11 protein-coding genes are annotated in these 15800 nt (G+C 71.9%); 5 read left to right on the forward strand and 6 right to left on the reverse strand.

What is annotated here, in order from left to right; genetic code table 11:
- Positions 1–59 precede the first annotated feature (59 nt).
- Positions 60–1103: a PP2C family protein-serine/threonine phosphatase gene (locus ACZ7N4_RS33520; RefSeq protein ID WP_471366242.1), complete on the reverse strand. Its 1044-nt coding sequence runs from the start codon at positions 1101–1103 to the stop codon at positions 60–62.
- Positions 1104–1297: 194 nt separating this feature from the next.
- On the opposite strand from ACZ7N4_RS33520, the gene ACZ7N4_RS33525 reads away from it, so the two are divergent.
- The 3 genes from ACZ7N4_RS33525 (at position 1298) to ACZ7N4_RS33535 (ending at position 6677) form a co-directional block, all read left to right on the forward strand.
- A complete protein-coding gene (locus ACZ7N4_RS33525; protein WP_471366246.1) occupies positions 1298–4108 on the forward strand; it encodes a SpoIIE family protein phosphatase in 2811 nt (936 codons plus the stop codon).
- A gap of 588 nt (positions 4109–4696) precedes the next feature.
- Positions 4697–5029 (forward strand): putative quinol monooxygenase, encoded by a 333-nt coding sequence (locus ACZ7N4_RS33530; protein ID WP_471366249.1) that lies wholly within the window; start codon positions 4697–4699, stop codon positions 5027–5029.
- Positions 5030–5486: 457 nt separating this feature from the next.
- The gene (locus ACZ7N4_RS33535; protein WP_471366253.1) at positions 5487–6677 is read left to right on the forward strand and encodes a beta-ketoacyl-[acyl-carrier-protein] synthase family protein; all 1191 of its coding nucleotides are present in this window, start codon (positions 5487–5489) and stop codon (positions 6675–6677) included.
- A 153-nt stretch (positions 6678–6830) separates the two neighbouring features.
- Here the strand turns inward: ACZ7N4_RS33535 and ACZ7N4_RS33540 are convergent, their stop codons facing one another.
- The gene (locus ACZ7N4_RS33540) at positions 6831–8993 is read right to left on the reverse strand and encodes a SpoIIE family protein phosphatase (protein ID WP_471366259.1); all 2163 of its coding nucleotides are present in this window, start codon (positions 8991–8993) and stop codon (positions 6831–6833) included.
- Between the two features lie 341 nt (positions 8994–9334).
- Here ACZ7N4_RS33540 and ACZ7N4_RS33545 point away from each other — a divergent pair, with 341 nt between their 5' ends.
- Positions 9335–9580, forward strand: coding sequence for a DUF2283 domain-containing protein (locus tag ACZ7N4_RS33545; protein ID WP_471366262.1), 246 nt, complete (start codon positions 9335–9337; stop codon positions 9578–9580).
- 1011 nt (positions 9581–10591) lie between these two features.
- Here ACZ7N4_RS33545 and ACZ7N4_RS33550 read toward each other — a convergent pair.
- Complete coding sequence (locus tag ACZ7N4_RS33550; RefSeq protein WP_471366265.1) at positions 10592–11191, reverse strand: YdcF family protein; 600 nt, start codon at positions 11189–11191, stop codon at positions 10592–10594.
- 495 nt (positions 11192–11686) lie between these two features.
- Complete coding sequence (locus ACZ7N4_RS33555; protein ID WP_471366268.1) at positions 11687–12154, reverse strand: SRPBCC family protein; 468 nt, start codon at positions 12152–12154, stop codon at positions 11687–11689.
- A gap of 423 nt (positions 12155–12577) precedes the next feature.
- On the opposite strand from ACZ7N4_RS33555, the gene ACZ7N4_RS33560 reads away from it, so the two are divergent.
- The gene (locus ACZ7N4_RS33560; protein ID WP_471366271.1) at positions 12578–13387 is read left to right on the forward strand and encodes a DUF4253 domain-containing protein; all 810 of its coding nucleotides are present in this window, start codon (positions 12578–12580) and stop codon (positions 13385–13387) included.
- A gap of 63 nt (positions 13388–13450) precedes the next feature.
- Here the strand turns inward: ACZ7N4_RS33560 and ACZ7N4_RS33565 are convergent, their stop codons facing one another.
- Both ACZ7N4_RS33565 and ACZ7N4_RS33570 read right to left on the reverse strand, forming a co-directional pair.
- Positions 13451–13957 carry a GNAT family N-acetyltransferase gene (locus ACZ7N4_RS33565; RefSeq protein ID WP_471366274.1) on the reverse strand — a complete coding sequence of 169 codons (507 nt, stop codon included), beginning with the start codon at positions 13955–13957 and terminating at the stop codon, positions 13451–13453.
- A 276-nt stretch (positions 13958–14233) separates the two neighbouring features.
- Positions 14234–15049 (reverse strand): class I SAM-dependent methyltransferase, encoded by an 816-nt coding sequence (locus tag ACZ7N4_RS33570; RefSeq protein ID WP_471366422.1) that lies wholly within the window; start codon positions 15047–15049, stop codon positions 14234–14236.
- Between the last annotated feature and the right edge of the window lie 751 nt (positions 15050–15800).

The following is a 15800-nucleotide window of genomic DNA, read 5'->3' on the forward strand; positions in this document are numbered from 1 at the left end:
CGGCACGCGCCCCGGGAGGGCGGCCGGCCGTCCGGACAGGCACGCCGGCCTCCGGCGGGCTACGCGAAGTCCTGTTTCGCCCCGGCCTGTCCGCAGCGGACGGCGACAGCCGCGATGTCGTCGTCGAGCCTTCCGCCGCTGTAGTGGAGCAGGTCCCGGTGGAGTCGGTCCAGCAGCTCGCGGGGCGCCGCCGGGCCGAGCTGCCGGACCCACTCGGGCAGCGGAAAGAACGTGCCGCTACGGTCCCGGGTCTCCGTCACTCCGTCGGTGTAGAGCAGCATCTGGTCGCCCGAGGCGAAGGCGACGGTGTCGATGTTGTAGTCCTCTCCGAGGAGCGCTGCCAGGTTGAGGGGCGGCGAGGGGACGGTGGGTTCGAGGACGCGGATCTCTCCGCTCCGCATGAGCAGCGGCGGGGGGTGTCCGCAGTTGAGGATCCGCACCTGTCCTCCCCCGTACTGGATCTCGGCGATCAGGGCGGTGGCGAAGTGCTCGGGCTGATCGGGGTCCAGCAGCGCGACGCTGTAGCGGCCGATGCTGGTCTCCAGGCGATGGATGATGCCCCTGAGGTCGGGCTGGTCGTACGCGCTCTCCCGGAAACAGTTGATCACCGCCGAGGCGGCCCCCACCGCGGACAGGCCCTTACCGCGCACGTCGCCGATGAGCAGCCGGACCCCGTAGGGCGTGTCGGCCACCTCGTAGAAGTCGCCCCCGATGCGGGCCTGCTCCTGAGCGGCCAGATACAGCGACTCGATCTCGACGTGCTGGACCCTGGGCGGCAGGGGGCGCAGCAGCACCTGCTGGGCGGCGTCGGCGACGAGCCGGATCTGGAAGAGGGCCTCCTCTCGCTGGAGCCGGACATGACTCGTATAGGCGGCCGCCAGGGTGACCGCGGCGATCGCGGCCGCCGTGTACGGGGTTCCCAGGTCGGTGTAGACGAGGCTGAGCCCGATCATGACCAGCAGGCAGAACGCCCCCAGCAGGATCGTCGGGACCACGGGCCACATCGCGGCCGCGATGGCGGGTGCGACGGGCAGGAGACGGCTGAAGGCGATCTCCCGGGGGGTGGCGAAGGCCAGGGCGGAGATCACGACGGTGAGGAGCACGGGGGACAGCATCACGGGCTCGCGTCGGCCACCGTAGGGAGGGCGGTGACGCCTAGGCCGTCCGGTCCTGATCACAGAAGTATCTTATCGGGGCATAACGGTCTGCGTTCCGTGGAAGTGCCTGCGTCCGAGCGCATCGACCATCCGCCGGGTCCGCCGGCGCCGGCTGCCCGCAGTGGTGTTATCAAGGGTGTATGGAGCTATTTTCCGGGCACTTTGGGGGCCCGGAACGTCATCCGCCCGCCGGGCGCCCGCGTGCACGCCGCGCTTCCCTGCTGAACCTGCGCAGTGCGGCCGGTCAGGTGTTCCTGCTCCAGGTCGTCATCGTGGTCCTGCTGGTCGTGGCCGCGGCGGTGGGCATGGTGCTCCAGGCGGCGCGTGACGCTCTCCAGGAGGGGCGACGGGCGTCGGTCGTCGCGGCCCAGTCGTTCGCGAGCGCCCCCGGCACGGCCGCGGCCCTGCGGAGCCGGGATCCGTCGGCGGTGCTCCAGCCGCGGGCCGAGGAGGCGCGCAAGCGCACGGGCATGGATTTCATCGTTGCTATGAGCACGACAGGCATTCGCTACACGTACCCCTATCCGCGGGAGATCGGCAAGAAGTTCGTCGGCACCATCGGACCGGCGCTGAACGGCCGTACCGTCGTCGAGCAGGCCGGCGGACCCCCTCTGCCCGCGGGCAGGGGGACGAACGTGCAGGCCGTCGTCCCGGTGACGGACTCGCGTGGCAAGGTGGTGGGCCTCGTCTCCGCCGGGCTCACGGTCAGGAACGTGTCGGCGCTGTGGCTGCCGCAGCTGCCGATCATCCTCGGCAGTGGCGCGGTCGCGCTGGCGCTCACCGTGGCGGGAACGACACTGGTGTCCCAACGGCTGCGACGGCACACGCACGGCTTGTCCCCGGTGGAGCTGGCGCAGTTGTACGAGCACCACGACGCGGTCCTGCACGCGGTGCGTGAGGGGGTGCTGATCACCGGTGCCGACGGACGACTGCTGCTCGCGAACCCCGAGGCGACGCGACTGCTCGGGCTGCCGCAGGACGTGCGGGGGCGCCCGGTGCGGGAGCTGGGGCTGCCGGATCCGGTCTTGCGCCTGCTGTCGTCGCCGGAGGCGGTCACCGACGAGGTGCACCGGGCAGGGGACCGGCTGCTGGCGGTGAACAAGCGGCCGACGTACCCGCGGTCCGACCGCGGAGGCAGCGTGGTGACCCTGCGGGACACCACGGAACTGGCGGCGGTCTCGGGACGGGCCGAGGTCGCACGGGAGCGGCTGAAGCTGCTGTACGAGGCCGGGGTGGGGATCGGTACGACGCTGGACGTGGGGCGTACGGCCCAGGAGCTGGCCGAGGTGGCGGCGCCGCAGTTCGCCGACCTGGTGACGGTGGATCTGCTCGCCGCGGTGCTGCGCGGGTGGGAGCCGACCGCTGAGGGCTGGCGGCAGCTGCGCCGGGTGGCCATCGGCGGTGCCCAGCGGATGGTGCCGGTGTACCCGCCGGGCGAAGTGATCACTTTCTCGGCCCGGAGCCCGCAGCTGCGCACGCTGCAGGAGGGGCGGGGCGTGCTGGAGCCGGATCTGCGGCAGGCGCACGGCTGGCGCGAACAGGATCCCGAGCGCTCCCGTACGGCCCTGGAGTGCGGGCTGCGGTCGCTGGTGGCCGTCCCGCTGCGGGCGCGGAACGTGGCACTGGGCGTGGTGAACTTCTACCGCACGGCGGACTCACCGGCGTTCGAGCCCGAGGACCTCGCCTTCGCGGAGGAACTGGCCGTACGGGCGGCGGTGGCCATCGACAACGCCCGGAGGTTCACCCGGGAACACGCGATGGCGGTGACACTGCAGCGCAGTCTGCTGCCCCGGGGGCAGCCGGAGCAGGACGCGCTGGAGGTGGCCTGGCGGTACCTGCCGGCGGAGGCGGGTGTGGGCGGGGACTGGTTCGACGTCATCCCGCTCCCGGGGGCGCGCGTGGCCCTGGTGATGGGCGACGTCGTCGGGCGCGGCCTGCACGCGGCGGCGACGATGGGCCGTCTGCGCACCGCGGTGCACAACTTCGCCGTCCTGGACCTGCCCGTGGACGAGGTGCTCGGCAACCTGGACGACCTGGTCGTCCGCATGGACGACGAGGAGCACACGGGTGCCGCGGCGGAGGACCACGAGGGCGAGGGCGTGACCGGGGCGACCTGCCTCTACGCGGTCTACGACCCGGTGGCGGGGGTCTGCACCATGGCCCGTGCGGGACACCCGGAACCCGTCGTGGTGCGCCCGGACGGGACGGTCACCTGCGCCGGGGTGCCCGCCTCGGCACCCCTCGGTCTGGGCGGCTACCCGTTCGAGACGACCGAGCTGACCCTCCCGCAGGGTTCACAACTGGTGCTGTACACCGACGGCCTGGTCGAGGACCGCACCCAGGACATCGACGTGGGGCTGGAGAGGCTGCGCCGGGCGTTGGACGGGTCCGGGAGCCGCACCCCGGAGGAGACGTGTCAGGCGGTGATCGACGCGCTGAAGCCGTCGCACTCCTCCGACGACATCGCGCTGCTCACGGCACGCACCCGGACGTTCCCGCCCTCGCGGGTGGCCGAGTGGGAGGTGCCGCCGGACCCGGCGCTGGTCCCCTCGGTGCGGGCTCGTTGCAGGGAGACGTTGCGGCGGTGGGGATTGGAGGAGACCGGGTTCGCCACGGAACTGATCGTCAGCGAACTGGTCACGAACGCGATCCGGTACGGCTCGCCGCCGGTGGGCGTGCGGCTGCTGCGCGGACGCTGTCTGATCTGCGAGGTCTCGGACGGCAGCGGCACCTTGCCGCGCCTGCGGAGGGCGGCGACCACGGACGAAGGCGGGCGGGGGCTGTTCCTGGTGGCACAGTTCGCTCAGCGATGGGGGACGCGGTACACGACCCGCGGCAAGGTCATCTGGGCGGAACAGCCCCTCCCGGACGGCACTTCCGCCGCACCGCGGCTCGCCCCGGTCGACTTCCTTCTCGACCAGTTCGACCTCGACCAGTTCGACCTCGACTGATTCGGTTCGTCAGGTTCCACTCCGACAGGTTCGGCCTCGGCTGATTCGCCCTTGCTGATTCGCCCTCGTTGATTCGCCCTGACTGATTCGTCCTGACTGATTCGTCCTGACTGATTCGGTCTCGGCCAGTTCGACGGTCCCGGCTCGTACGTCCAGGTCGGGCTCGTGCGTCCGGTCCCGGCTCACGCATCCGGTCCCGGCTCACGCATCCGATCCCGGCTGGTGCGTCCGGTCCCGGCTTGTGCGTCGGCGGCAACCCGCGGGCGTCGGCTGCCGGAATGCGCGTCCTGCGCGGACGGGCCGCTGTCACCATGCCGGTGCCGACGGTTCGTGGTGGCCGAGTGCGCAGCCGCCGGGACGACCCACCACCGGACTGACCCACCACCGGGCCGACCACCACCACATCGAGCGGACCGCCGTACGGGTGACGTGGCCGCACGGACCGAGCCCGGCCGCCCTCGCGTCCAGGTGACACCTCCCCGCTCCCCGGGACCGCTGCCGCGCGTCCTCGGCGCGTCGACCGCATCGACGGCGAGGGACCGCACAGACCATGGACGCACGCAGAACGAAGCCCGTCGAGGAGTTTGAATGATCTTCATCACCGCGAAGTTCCGGGTACTGCCGGAGCATGCCGACCAATGGCCGCAGATCGCGGCCGCGTTCACCGAGGCGACACGCGCCGAACCGGGCTGCCTGTGGTTCGACTGGTCCCGCAGCGTCGACGATTCGACCGAGTACGTACTCGTCGAGGCCTTCCGCGACGAGCAGGCGGGTGCTGCGCACGTCCGCTCCGCCCATTTCCGCACGGCGCAACAGACGTTGCCGCCGCACCTCGCCGAGACGCCACGCATCGTCAACATGACGCTTCCGCAGGAGGACTGGTCCCTGCTCGCGGAGATGGCCGTACAGGACCGCGGCTGATCGTATCCACGTCGCCACGTCTCCACGGGTACCGGCGGCAGGCCCCGGTGAAGCGTCACCCGCTTCGGGTCCGGCCACGACCACCGGAGTACCGCCGGTGCCCGCCCTCCGACCCTCCCCCACGCGCGCGCCGGCCCACGGTCGTGGCGGTGTCGTCAGCACAAGCGGCCGGCGTCTCCCGGTCACCAGGCCGGCATCGGCCGCCTCCCCAAGGACCTGCGGAACCCTCTGAGGGCTCACCAGCACTGTGTCCCGTGTCACGCATCCCAAGGGCGCATACGTTGCCTGCGTCACAGCGGAAATGTCCTTTTATCGCCCATGCTCGAAACGGATACCGACTCCCAAAAGGGGCTAATCGGCGTCGCCTTGGGTTCGCAGTTCCGAAGTGACCCATGACACAGCACTCGTGACGTTCCTCCCCCTCACCCGTCTCAGGTCCCCGAAAAGGTGCCCCATTATGGCCGCTTACGTCTGCCCTCCTGCCGTCATACACGGCGAGCACACCGTGAAGACCAGCCAGATCGTGACGGAGGTACGCGACCGCCATCCGCACGCGGCGTGGGCGCCGCGGATCGACAGCATCGCGGCCAGTACCGGCATCGAGACCCGCGGCTGGATGCTGCCGCTGGAGGCCGCCGTCGCGCGCGGCAACGGCAGTGGTCTGCGGACCATCGGCGTCGAGCCCGCCCAAGAGGCGCTGGCGCGCGGCGGGTTCACCCAGCACGACGTGGAACGCGTGATCGCCGCTCTGGAGACCATACCCGCGCCGCAGACCGTACAGGAGCGCACCGCACCGGCCTGGGAGGCCGTGCAGTCGTACGGGGAGCGTGCGGCACGCGGGGCCCTGCAGGCAGCCGGGCTGGACACCGCGGACGTCGACTGCCTGATCACCAGTCACTCCACCACCCCGGCGCTGCCCGGCCTGGACATAGCCCTGACCAACAAGCTTCAGCTCCGTGACGACGTGATGCTGCTGCCGGCCACGCAGTGGGCCTGTATCGCGGGGACCCGCTCCCTGGCGCTGGCGGCGGACCTCGTGGCGGCGGACCCCGACCGGGTGGTCCTGGTCGTCATCGCGGAGGCGCTGAGCACGACCTACCAGCCCGCGGACGACACCCTCGAGTCCCTGATCGTCCGGCTGCTGTTCGCGGACACCGCGGTCGCCGCGGTCGTCACCGGTCGTCCGAGGCGCGAGTCGGTGCTGCGGCTGGACGCCGCCTGGCACCACACCCTGCCCGGCACCCAGGACCTGCACCGCCTGGAGACACGGGAGGACGGGGCCCACTTCGTGATGGACCGGCGCGGGCCGCGCGCCGTGCAGGAGACGGTCACCGCGATGTGGGAGTGGCTGCGCGCCCGCTACCAGGACAGCCCCGACTCCTGGCACCCCGACGTGCTGCTCGCGCACCCCGGGGGGACCCGGGTGCTGGAGTACATGGAACAGACGATGCCCGACGCGTGGCCGGCGGGACTGCTGGACTACAGCCGGGACAGCTACACCACCGGCAACCGCGGGGGCGCCGCCGTGTTCGACATCCTGCGGCGGGCGTACGACGCCGGGAGGCAGAAGCCCGGCGACCGGGCCGTCCTGTACGCGGCGGCACCGGGCCTCACCGCCACCGCCTTGGAAGGGGAGTGGCTGAAGTAGGGGGCAGCGCACGCCGGCGCGGTCCCGCACGGCGCCGCGTCATCGCCGCGCGTCGCCGCGCCACGGCCACACGGCGCCGCGCCACGGCCACACGGCGCCGCGCCACGGCCACACGGCGCCGCGCCACGGCCACACGGCGCCGCGTCACGGCCGTCACCGTGCGATTTCGGCCCAGACCACCTTCCCGGTGTCCGTCCACCGCACCCCCCACCGGGTCGTGAGCCTGTGCACGATGTGCAGGCCACGGCCGCCGTCGTCGAGGAGGCCGCCCCGCCTCAGGAGCGGTCTGCCGTTGCCGGTGTCGCCCACCTCGCACAGTAGGCCGTGCCCGGCCCTGATCAGCCGTACCGTGACGGGTCCGGTGGCGAAGCGCACCGCGTTCGTGACCAGCTCGCTGACCAGCAGCAGCACGTTGTCGCGGGTGTCGTCCCTGGTGGGCCATCGCCGTAGCAGCGCCGCGACCTGCGCACGGGCACGGGCGGGGGCGTCGTCGCGGGCGGGCAGCCGCCAGGTCGCGGTGTCCCCCTTGCGGTAGCCGATCATCCGTGCGAGCAGCAGGGTCACGTCGTCGCGCTGGTGCGCGGGCGCCAGCACGGAGACGACGTGCCGTGCGGCCCGCTGCAGGGCGTCCCAGGGGTGCACCGTGGACACGGCGTCCGCCAGCCTCCCGATGCCCTCGTCGATCGATACGTCCGGGTCCTCCACCAGACCGTCGGTGTAGAGGGCGAGCAGGGAACCGGGGGGTGCGCCGAAGGTGTGCACGTCGAACGGTTCCCGCAGCGCGAACTCGGCGCCCAGACCGGGGTGGGGACGGACCGCGAGCGTGTCCGCGTGGCCGTCCGGGAAGACCAGGACCGGGGGGAGGTGGCCGGCGCTGGCCAGTGTCACGTGGTGGCCGACCGGATCGTAGAGGGCGATGCAGCAGGTCGACCCCAGGGCGCTGTAGCCGGCCGTCAGCCCGGACTCCGCGTCGTCCAGAAGCGCCACGGTCTCGTCCAGGTGCTCCAGTACCTCGTCGGGCGCCAGCCCCGCGGAGAGCAGCGCGCGGGCCTCCATGCTCAGCTGGCCCATGGTCGCCGCGGCTCCCAGTCCGTGTCCGACCACGTCTCCGACCACGAGGGCGGTCCGGCCGTCCGGCAGCGGAAAGCTGTTCACCCAGTCGCCGCCGACGCCCGCGCTGTCGGGGGTGGCGGGCTGGTAGACGCTGGCGATCTCGATGGTGTCACCGCCGGTCCGGGGCAGGAGCCGGCGCTGCAGGGCCAGCACCTGCGTGTGCTCGCGCTGGTGCTGCCGGGCGAGGTCGACGTGGTGGGCGGTCCGGGCCACCAGTTCCTGCAGGTCGAGCAGCTCGCTGTCACGGAAGGGGCAGTCCGCTCGCCGCCACACCTCCGCCACGCCCAGTACGACGGGCGGTGTGCCGTCCAGGACCAGCGGTATGCACGCCACACCCGCGGACCGGTCACCGGGCACCAGGGCCCGCACGACCCGTGGACTGCCGAGGACCCGCTCGACCGCCTCCCGGTCGGGTATGACGATGGTCTGCGGGGCGTCGTCGCGCAGCACCGCCTGTGCGAGCAGGCGGCTCGCGTCGCCGGGGAGATCGTCGCCCGGGGTCACGTAGCCCTCGGGCCACGCCCGGTCCGGCACCAGAGCCGCCCGCCGCAGCCGGATGCGTCCCTTCGTCTGGCCGCTGACTCCCTCCCCCGTCCACACCGCGAAGTCGAGGTCGACGGCTGCGACGTCTCCCCAGGCCAGCAGGGACTCCGCCAGCGACTGCGCGGTGTCGCCGATGTCCAGCGAGGTGCCGATCGCGGTCTCGGCGGCGTACAGGTGCAGCCTCCTGGCCATCGCGATCAGGGAGATGGTCAGGCCCTCCTCGGGTGCCGCGGCGGGCAGGATGCTCATCGAGACCACCAGCTCCGACCTGTCGCGGCGGCGCAGACGTTGGATCCGGGCGACGTGCGCCTCCCCCGTCTCCGCGACCTGCCGCAACCGCCGGGTGACCGTGGGTACGTCCCCCGGCGGCAGGACATCGACGAACGGCCGCCCGACGACGGCGTCCAGGCCCGCGAACACGGGCGCGTCCAGATTGCAGCGGGTGACGACCAGATCCCTGTCCAGGTTGACCGCGCCCAGAATCTGCTCCTGCCGGCCGGCCGCCGGGTCCTCCGGTACGCGTCGGCGCGTCGTGCGGTCGCCCTCCACGTCGCCGGAACCGGCGTCCGCCGCCGCTCCGCCGCGCGGGATGTACCGTCCCAGGGCGCTGCTGACCAGGTCGAACGCCGAGGAGGACGAGGGGGAGGGTGTGGAGTCCATGCGGCTCTCTCAGCAATCCCCGGCGCACCGCCGGGGCCGTACTCGGACCCGTGCGACCGGGCCCCCGAGATCCCTGACCGCACACCTCATTGAATAACAGCAGGGGTCGCTTCGCCCACACCAGCGAACCGCTCGTGAGGAACGGGGACGCGGAGGATGACGGGCGCGGTAGGACGCTACGTACGGTAATCACCCGCGGACAGCGGTTCTGCCCCCGTCCTCGACCCTGCGGCCTGTGCCCTCCTTGCGCCCTCCACACAAACCCGTTGCGGCGCCAACCGCGTCACCGGCATCGTCAAATCCGTTCCTGCCTGCCACCACATCGAAGGAGCCCGCCGGCCATGGCCGATGTCGACGTCACCTACGACGAGACAGCGGATGCCGCCTCTGTGTACTTCACCGGTCCACAAGCCCGCCCTTCGGTGGCGCACATGTACCCCTGTGATCCGGTACAGGTCGACGGCATGATCAACCTCGACTTCGACGAACGGGGACGCGTGATCGGAATCGAGGTGCTCGCGGCCAGTACGAAGCTGCCGACGCACCTGCTCGAATCAGCGCAGCGTCTGGACACCGACGGTGCGTGACGCGGCTCGCCCCGGCACGTCGCGACCCCGCTCGACTCGACAGGGCACAGAGGGTCAGGTAACCGGCCAGGAGATACCTGGCGCCAGCTGCGATCGGAGTTCCGTGGCACGCACCGCTCACCATCTTCCTCCTTCACACAGCCGGAGTGCAGACGACTTCCCATCAGGAAGGCCTTGGCATGCGGCGGTTCTCTACGACCTCCGGTACAGCGCGGCCGACTTCACCGATGCGGCACGGAGCTCCAGAAGGCCCCAACCCCGCCTGGTCCGCCGCGCGGTGGCCGTCTACGCGTTCCCTCGGCACCAGCGGGACCGCTCCGTCGGCGAGTGGTCCGCACTGGAGGAACGCCGGGCACGACAGCGGCTACGAGCCCGAGTGGGAACCCTCCTGAGGCTGGTGAACACCAGCGCCGACGAGCTCGCACTCGATGCAGCGGAAGCGGTGGACATACCGCCGGCACGTCATCGGCGCGGCTCGCTCTGGCTCGCCTAGTGCTGTGGCCGGAAAGGTTCGCCGGGCCGACGGGCGGAGCGCGTCGCTGGTCCCGCCCCAGCGGATGCCCTTCTCCCTACGGACGCGGGCGCGCTCGCGCCGCTGGACGGCCGGCACGTCGGGATGGCGGGCGTTATCGTTCCGCCGGCGCCGGCGCCGGTACCCGGTTTCCGGCCGCCGAGGCCGGCAGCATCATCGCCCGCCGGTCGCGCACCGAACCGGTGCTGTCCCCGGGCACGATCTGCTGCGGTTCCTTCCCTCCTGGTCGGTCGACCTGCGCACACGGACAGGCTCAGCCACCACACCCCCCGGCAGTCGGACGGCCCGTCGAGACATCCGACCGCGGCCACCCACATCCCGGCGAGCCTTCCCGGTCGGAGCACCAGCCACCACTGACGAGACGCCGCCACCCGGAAGCCAGGCCGGCCGGTGGCCGTGGCCTCGCTCCCGGATCGGCGTCCGCTGCAGGCGTAGGCTCGGGTCACCTCCATGCGTGCCGCCAAGCCCCCTGCGGTCGCCTACGACGAGACCTTCCGTTCGTCGGCCTTGAGCCCGCGCAGTGTCCAGAGGCCGTACAGAGCCAGCAGCGGTTTGACGGCCGTCCACTCGCCCGGGCGGTAGTCATCCGCGCGCACCAGCCTCTCCGCGAGATCGGGGCGCTGCCGCCACAGGTACGCACGGGCCTTGAGTGCGTGAGCCGGCTGGGAGGCGATCTTGATGCGGTCCGCGTCTTCAAGCAGCGGGATCACGTTGGTGATGTTCTCCCACGTCGTGGCGCTCTGGTCTTCGAGAAGCACCGTGCCGTCGAACCCGAGCGCCGTCTTCGCGTAGTCGGCCATCAGCCGGGCCTCCGACGCGCCGCTGCCGATCGCACCGCCGCTGAAGATCACGCGGGTCTCGTGCGCACCGTCAGCGGCGATGGAACGGATTCCAGCACGGACTCGCCAGCGGTTGATCAGGTTCGCCGTCGTCTGGGGATTGCGGTACCCCAACACCACCACGGCCTCGGAAGCGCCCCCACCGTGCCCCACGAGGGCCCGGGACCAACGCCAGTTCAACCACTCGCCCCAGGCCAGGGCCGCGACCCCCACCACCGCCAGTCCAGTCCTTCGCCGCATGCGGTGACTCTAGGGCACCTCGGCGCCGGAGCGCGTGGGAACCAGCCGCGCTACGAACGACACGCTCCGTCGCCCCAAAGGCGGCGCACCACCGAGGAGACGGAACCCGGTGGTGCAGTGGCTGCGCCCGGAGAGCGGAGGCAGGCACCCACGTAGCCTCCGTGCCATGCCGGCCTCCCGCCCGCACCGCGTCGCCGTCCTCGTGCTGGAGGGTGCCAAGCCGGCCCCCTCACCGTTCCTCGTCACCGATGCCCGTACCGGGCGATGACCCGGGTCGATCCGTGTACCGGTCGGTTCGACGCCGAACCCCCGTACCGGCGTCACCTTCAGCCTGCCGGTCAGGCGGCCGCGCGTCGCTGGCGGAAAGTCCACAGGTGTTTGGCACTGCGTCCACCCGGCTGTCGGGTGGGTGTGCCGGCGGCGGCTCACTGGGCGGCATGGTGCAGGAGGCGGCGCGGGTGCGGGTGACGACGCATGGACGCAGGCGGGACCGAGTCAGTCGGCTGCTTCGACGTAGGACGCCAGGTGGGCCAGCGAGGACGCGATCCCGGCCTCGTGGACCGCTTGGTCGATTCCGGATGGCACGCCCGTGGCGGTGACCGTCACCTCGGTTCCCTCACCGGCGGCAGTGAGGTGCCAGGTCATCGTCATGGTGCCCGTGTACGACGGGTCGTCCGCCTCGAACACCGCCCGCTGCACCACGCGCTCCGCCGGCACCAGCTCGGCGAACTCGACGTCGACGACATCCGTCGCGTCCGACGTCTTGCCCGGGCTGTCGGTGGGGTGGAGGTAGGTGAGGACCATTCGGAACCCGCCACCAGGCCGGGGGTCCCATCGTGCGACCCGCCCGCGCATACCAGCCGGCGGCAGCCAGATCTCCAGCGCGTCCCGGTCGAGGAGGGCGCCGTAGACGGTCGCCGGTGGGGCCGCTATCACCCGGCTGGCGCGGACGGTCCTTCCCATGGCCCGATTCTAGGGTCGAAACCCCGCGAGACCGATGGCAAACGGTACGGTCGCCCCCGCTGCCGGTGCCGTCACCAGGCGCCGCTCACCACGGGTTGCAGCCGAGGGGCCCGCCAGGTACACCGGGAACGGTCTGGCGCACGCGGGCGGCCCTTCTACGCGCTGGCCAACCGGATGACCGGCCGGGGCCCCACCCGGAGCTCGGCAGGACACAGGGCGCGGACCCCACCGGCAACGCTCCCGGCCTCGTCACGAACCCGCGTGACGGCGGCCGACGTCACGCGACACCGGCACCACATGAACGTACCGGATGAAGTCGCCACCGCCCTCGTGGCCGGGTTCCACGAGGCCGGTGTCGGCCGCCCAGGCCGAAGCGGACTGAGGTGAGCCCCTGTTGTCAGACCCAGGACCTAGCATCCGCTCGTGAACCCAGAATCCCGCCTTCCCAACGGCCCGGCGCTGCCGCCCGGGCGCCTGATCACTTCGGGGGGAGGCCGTGGCGGTGTGCGGCCACTGTGGCTGAGCGACGCCCCGCCCTCCCCCGAGCTCTGGTCCCAACTGCGCGCCGGGCATGCCGCCTCCGGCCTCTGGCCGCTCCTGCTCGACTCCCTGGACCCGCACGACAGCGACTTCCGCCCCTGGGCCTGCGGTGAGATATCCCCCGAGGGCATGTCATCGCCGGCAGAGCATGACGCGGAGGCACTCCTCATCCGCTGGTGGCAGGACTACACCACCACCGACGAGGACGACGACCAGCTGAGCGTGGACCAACGCCTGGCCGTCACCGCCCCCTTCGGCCGGACCTGGCCCGGGTGCGCACCGGCGCCGGCGCTCGTCGCGGATCCCGATGCGATGGCCGAGCGATACGCGCGAGCCTTCCTCGTCCACACCCCGCACGCGCGCCTCGGTCTGGTCGCGGCACCGAGGGGAGCCGACTCCCTCAGCACCGCCGGGTGGACCGGCCCCTTGAACTACGGCAACGACACCGCTCTGTTCTCCGCCGTCGTCCGCGACTGGGAGGACCGCTTCGGCGTACGCGTCGTCGGAGTCGGCTTCGACACCCTGCACCTGAGCGTCGCCGCCCCACCGAACCGCCTCGAAGACGCCCTGATCATCGCCGCCGAGCACTTCGCCTTCTGCCCCGACAACATCTGGCAGGGCGCCCATCGCGACCTGGCCGCTTACGCCGAGCACCTCGTCGACCTGAACCGCTGGGAGTTCTGGTGGGACTGAGCCCGCGCGCGGCTGCTGTCGCGGTGCGGGGCGCGATGACGCGGCCCGCACCGCGGGGGCGGGTCAGATGCCGAACGGTGCGGCGTAGTGGACGGTTCCGCCGGGCAGCGGGTGGTCGGCGTCGAGGCTGAGTGCCATGAGGGCCTCGTCCGGGACGTCGATGGTCAGGCCGATGCCGTGGGCGGAGGCGCGGGTGAAACCGAACCGGGGGTAGTAGGCCGGGTGGCCCAGGACGACGACGTAGTGCTCCCCCATCTGCCTGGCCGTCGCCAGAGCGGCGCGGACGGCCGCGGAGCCGGCGCCGCTCCTTTGGTGCTCGGGCCGTACGGCGCAGGGGGCCAGGCACAGGGCCGGCTTGTCGCCGATGCGGCAGCGGGTCAGCAGTGCGTGGCCGACGGGCCGGCCGTTCTCGTCCGTGGAGACGACGGACAGGCCGTCGATCCAGGAGGCGTCGGCGCGCAGGGCGTCGACGAGGTCGGCCTCCTCGGAGGTTTCGAACGCGGTGAGGAGGATGTCGCGGATGGCGGGGACGTCGGCGCCGGTCTCGGCGCGCGTGATCCAGTTGCGCATGATGGAGGAGGATCCGTTCCGGAGTGGGGTTCGTGTGGGTCCCTCGCGAGCTCACGCTCCCAGCGAGGGCGGACAGGACGAGGTCAGGCCACGGCCCGGGACGTGAGGGACACCCGGACGCTGCGCAGGGTGGCCTTGAACGCGGTCATCCGACCTCACCTCCCTGTCTCTCCACTCCGGGTCGTACACGAACAGGGGCCAGCGTACAGCGGGCCGGCATCCGCTCCACTCATCAGACCCCTCGAAACCGATCGTCCCAGGGATCCGGAAGGCGCTCTACCGGCGGACCGCCGAGATCAGACCGCCGGGCCCCTCATCGGGCCGCGGCGGGGTCTGGATCGGACGGCCGTACGCGGCTGCGCGCTCGCGCAGGGTGTGGCTTTCGGCCTCCCAACCGTGTCCGGCCAGCCAGCCAACCGGGTCGTCGGGCATCTCCGAGACCCACATGGACGCCGCCGATCCCGGTACGGCGTCCGCGCCGAAGCGCTCGATCACGCCGCGCGAGCCCAGCGTCAGCCCCAACCGGCTGCCTGCCGCCGACTGACTGCTGATCCGGGCCAGCAGGAGCTCCACCGCGTCCTCGGGCAGGTAGATCAGCAGTCCTTCGGCGATCCAGGCGGTCGGCACGGCGGGGTCGTGCCCTGCGGCGGCCAGCGCGGCCGGCCAGTCCTCCCGCAGGTCCACCGCGACGGTGATCCGCTCGCAGCGCGCGACGGCCCGCTCCTGGCGCAGCACCGAAGCCTTGAAGTCCAGTGGGACGGCGGTGTCGACCTCGAACAGCCGGGTGCCCTCGGGCCAGTCCATCCGGAAGGCCCGGCTGTCCATTCCGGCGCCGAGCAGCACGACCTGCCGGACCCCGGAGGCGGAGGCCTGTTGCAGCAGGTCGTCGAGGAATCTCGTCCTGATGACGATGGAGAACGACACGGCCAGCCGACGGCGTCGCGCGGCCTCGTCGTCGGGCTGCGGCGACGAAGAGGGCCACAGGCCACCGGCGGCGGCGAAGGCCTGTGCCAGCGGGTCGCGGAACAGCGCGTTCTCCCGCTCGGTCTCCAGCGCCCGCACTCTGGCCACCCCCACCGCCGTGGCCCACACTCCCGACGGCTGCACCCGCTCCCGCTCATCAGTCACCGCGCCAGCCTAAGGCTGTACCCGTAAAGGATCTGTGAGTTGGCTGCGGTGAGGGCGGTCGCCGCGCGGACCGCACCGCCACCCGGCGAGCACGAGGTCCGCGACGAGCAGTACCCGGTCAGCGGCCCAGCGGCCCGCCTCTGTCGATTGAGGGCTCCCCAAGGCTGCCACGCCTCCTCGCGCTGGTCGGAGCACTCACGTCGGACGGAGGCCGGGAGGGTCGAGGAGCTGACCCCGTTCGAAGCGGGAGCCGATCCTTCGGCGGACTCGCCCACCGCGCACCGGGCGGGAGTCCGCGTGCCGTACGTGGACGGGGCGAGAGGGAACGGGCCAAGATCGAGGCCGGGTTGACGGCACTGCGTCGAAGCGCGTCGACGCTGCCTTCGTCGCGGCAGCCCCAATCAAAAGACCCTGCCGAAGAAAACTTTCGTCGTGCGCACACTCTTGTTTCGCGCGAAACGCGTCCATTAGCTTCGCCTGTCGAGTGAAGCGCTTCGACTGTACGGCAAACCCTTCTCCTCCGCCCACACACCGCTCCGGCCCGACGCCATGACCTGCCCCCGGCAGGCGCGCGGTACCGCGCCTGCCATGACGGTGCCGTGCCCACCGCCCTGCCCACCGCGCCCTCCGCCGTGCCGCTCCCGCCCGGCGCCTGGAGGCGCCCTCCTCGGAGGACGCCTTCGCCCGACCCACACGTCCCGCGCTCCGAAAGGAC

The organism is Streptomyces sp. NPDC107654 (assembly GCF_055639035.1).

What these genes read in the sequence shown, in the direction of transcription:
- ACZ7N4_RS33550 (WP_471366265.1), bottom strand. Translation starts at nt 11,191, where the DNA reads ATGCGGCGAAGGACTGGACTGGCGGTGGTGGGGGTCGCGGCCCTGGCC.
- ACZ7N4_RS33535 (WP_471366253.1), top strand. Translation starts at nt 5,487, where the DNA reads ATGGCCGCTTACGTCTGCCCTCCTGCCGTCATACACGGCGAGCACACC.
- ACZ7N4_RS33530 (WP_471366249.1), top strand. Translation starts at nt 4,697, where the DNA reads ATGATCTTCATCACCGCGAAGTTCCGGGTACTGCCGGAGCATGCCGAC.
- ACZ7N4_RS33545 (WP_471366262.1), top strand. Translation starts at nt 9,335, where the DNA reads ATGGCCGATGTCGACGTCACCTACGACGAGACAGCGGATGCCGCCTCT.
- ACZ7N4_RS33565 (WP_471366274.1), bottom strand. Translation starts at nt 13,957, where the DNA reads ATGCGCAACTGGATCACGCGCGCCGAGACCGGCGCCGACGTCCCCGCC.
- ACZ7N4_RS33525 (WP_471366246.1), top strand. Translation starts at nt 1,298, where the DNA reads ATGGAGCTATTTTCCGGGCACTTTGGGGGCCCGGAACGTCATCCGCCC.
- ACZ7N4_RS33555 (WP_471366268.1), bottom strand. Translation starts at nt 12,154, where the DNA reads ATGGGAAGGACCGTCCGCGCCAGCCGGGTGATAGCGGCCCCACCGGCG.
- ACZ7N4_RS33540 (WP_471366259.1), bottom strand. Translation starts at nt 8,993, where the DNA reads ATGGACTCCACACCCTCCCCCTCGTCCTCCTCGGCGTTCGACCTGGTC.